This window comes from Microbacterium sp. Bi128 (assembly GCF_918698205.1).
This window is the reverse complement of sequence record NZ_CAKKMM010000768.1, coordinates 1-2,410: the sequence shown is the minus strand read 5'-3', so window position 1 is coordinate 2,410 and position 2,410 is coordinate 1. Positions and strand designations below refer to the sequence as shown.

At 67.1% G+C, this 2,410-nt stretch carries 4 protein-coding genes; all 4 read right to left on the bottom strand.

The window, feature by feature from the left end:
- Window positions 1-443, bottom strand: a 443-nt coding sequence (locus tag LQV45_RS25990) for a GTP-binding protein (protein WP_230009544.1), incomplete at its 3' end; no start/stop codon positions are given.
- A gap of 106 nt (window positions 444-549) precedes the next feature.
- Window positions 550-867, bottom strand: coding sequence for a hypothetical protein (locus LQV45_RS25985; protein ID WP_230009542.1), 318 nt, complete (start codon window positions 865-867; stop codon window positions 550-552).
- 455 nt (window positions 868-1,322) lie between these two features.
- Window positions 1,323-1,745 (bottom strand): heat shock protein transcriptional repressor HspR, encoded by a 423-nt coding sequence (locus LQV45_RS25980; protein ID WP_028275425.1) that lies wholly within the window; start codon window positions 1,743-1,745, stop codon window positions 1,323-1,325.
- Between the two features lie 15 nt (window positions 1,746-1,760).
- The coding region (locus LQV45_RS25975; RefSeq protein WP_230009540.1) for a J domain-containing protein at window positions 1,761-2,410 on the bottom strand (650 nt) is incomplete at its 5' end.

The following is a 2,410-nucleotide window of genomic DNA, read 5'->3' as shown; positions in this document are numbered from 1 at the left end:
CTCCAAAGCGCCGTGGTCGCTGCGTCGACATCGTCGGTGGCCGAGACGACGAACAGCACCGCATCCGCCGCCCGGAGCCCTGCCCTCAGCTCGCCGATGAAATCCGTATAGCCCGGAGTGTCCAGCAGGTTGACCTTGATGTCCCCCACCATCACCGGCACCACCGCGAGCGCCACGGAGCGCTGCTGCGCGATGGCGGAAGGATCCGAGTCGCTCACCGTAGTGCCCTCGGCGATCGAGCCCTTGCGGGTGATGGCTCCGGTGGCGGCAAGCAGTGCCTCGGTGAGCATCGTTTTTCCGGAACCGGAATGCCCCACGAGTGCCACATTGCGGACCTTGTCCGGCTGTTCCGGCGGCGCGACGCCGTTGGCGTCTGCCCGCCGGAGGTCAGACGTACCCCGGACCGGTCCCCTTGACGGCGTCTTGGCGCCTTTCGACGGCATGAGAACCTCCCGGCGTCGCATCCACTCGTGCCCTGCAGGGCCTTGTGTTAAGGATTGGACACCCTGGGACGCCCGGACAGCAAGGTCTTTTTCAGGCCGTGGTTTTTCAGGCCGTGGCCGGAGCAACCAGGGACCCGGAGGCTGCCCGGTTCCGGAGCCAACGGCCCACGGCCTTGCCTTTGCCCGTCCACCAGCTGTCCTCGTCGCTGCCATGGTGCCACCTGAAGATCACGGCGACCATGACGAACACTCCGGCGGCGACCTCGGGCCAAGAGCCGGAGGCGGCATCGAGGAGCACGCTGAACGCCATGACCACGATGGAAGGCAGTGCAAGTGTCCGGAACCACGGGTTGGCGACGAACCGGCTGCGGGATCGCGGCACGGAGACCGCGCGGACGAAGTCGAAACACAGGAAGACGACCACCAGGGCCTTCCCCAGGGATATATGGATGAGCTCCGCCCGTCAACGCAACTGGCCGCAGCCGGGACCCGCCCCGAAGGGGCGAATCAAACCGGCGCGAATCACACCTGGACTGATCAAACTCGGTTGAATCATGCATGCGATGCCCCCCGGCGTCTACGCTGCTCCTGCGCTGGCTCCGCGCCCGGGCTTCCCGCAGGAGCTGTAGGCGTGTCATGCCAGCCTTTTCTGACACTCCAATTCAACGCGCGGAATGGGCATGAAGTCACGCAAATGAGGTACCCGACTATCGGATGGTCGGGTACCTGATTGCGTTCCGGTGTACTCGGTTTGCTCCTGCCGCTACTTGCCCCGGCATTGCGACGTAACCGAAAAACGTGATGGTTGACACATTCCCCGCGGCCGTGTCATCGCCGCCCTGCTCGCCAGGGAAACCTGGGGAAACCGCGAGATGAGTCCTAGCCCATGCCCCTCGGCCGCCACACCACCAGCGCCTGCGACCGCGCCTGCGGACGCTTGCCGCGGGCCAGGCTGACGACGTCGCCGGCAGTTCCTGCGGCGAAGATCCGCGAATCGGCCCCTTGGCGGCGCCGGCCCAGTTCCTCAGTCAGTTCTCCGACCCGGCGCTGCAGGGCGGCCACCTGGTTCTCCAGCTGGAGGATCCGCTTGATGCCCTCCAGCGAGACCCCCTCCTGGGAGAGCCGCTGGACCTCGCGGAGCATATTCACATCCCGCTGCGAGTAACGCCGCGACTTGCCCGGGGCACGGCTGGGCGAGACGATGCCCAGCCGGTCGTACTGGCGCAGCGTCTGCGGGTGCATGTCCGCCAGTTCCGCGGCAACGGAGATGACGAAGATCGGCTGGTCGAAGTCGATGGCCATGGCTGGATCCCGTTCCTAGAGCCGGGCCTTGGCTGCCAGGCCCGCGCGGACGTCCTCATTGGCGGTGGCCGCGGCGAAGGCCTTCACGGCCTCCTCCGCTTCCTTGTTCAGCTTCCGCGGAACAGCGACGTCGATCGTCACCAGCAGATCGCCGGTGGCTTTGGCGTGCTTGACGCCGCGGCCCTTGACGCGCAGGGTTCTGCCCGAGGGCGTCCCTGCCGGAACCCTGACCTTGACCGTGTCGCCGTCGACCGTCGGAACCTCGATGTCTGCGCCCAGGGCCGCCTCCGGGAAGGAGACCGGGACGTGGATCCGGAGGTTGTCGCCGTCGCGGACGTAGAATTCGTGCGGCTTTACCGAAACGGTGACCATGAGGTCGCCGTTGCCGGCGGGGGCGTACTGCCCCTTGCCGCGGACGCGGACCTTTTGTCCGTCCTTGATGCCGGCCGGGATGCGGACGTCGATGACCTCACCGTCCGGTTCACGCAGGCCGATCGTGGTGCCGCGGATGGAGCCGCCGAATGAGATCGAGGTCGACGCGGTGCGGTCCGAGCCCTTCTGCGGAGCCCGCTGGAAGGACTGGCCCCCGCCGCCGAATCCGCCGCCGCCGAAGAGATCTGCAAACTCGGGCGGCATGCCGCCGGCCGTGCTGTAGCCGCCGGAGT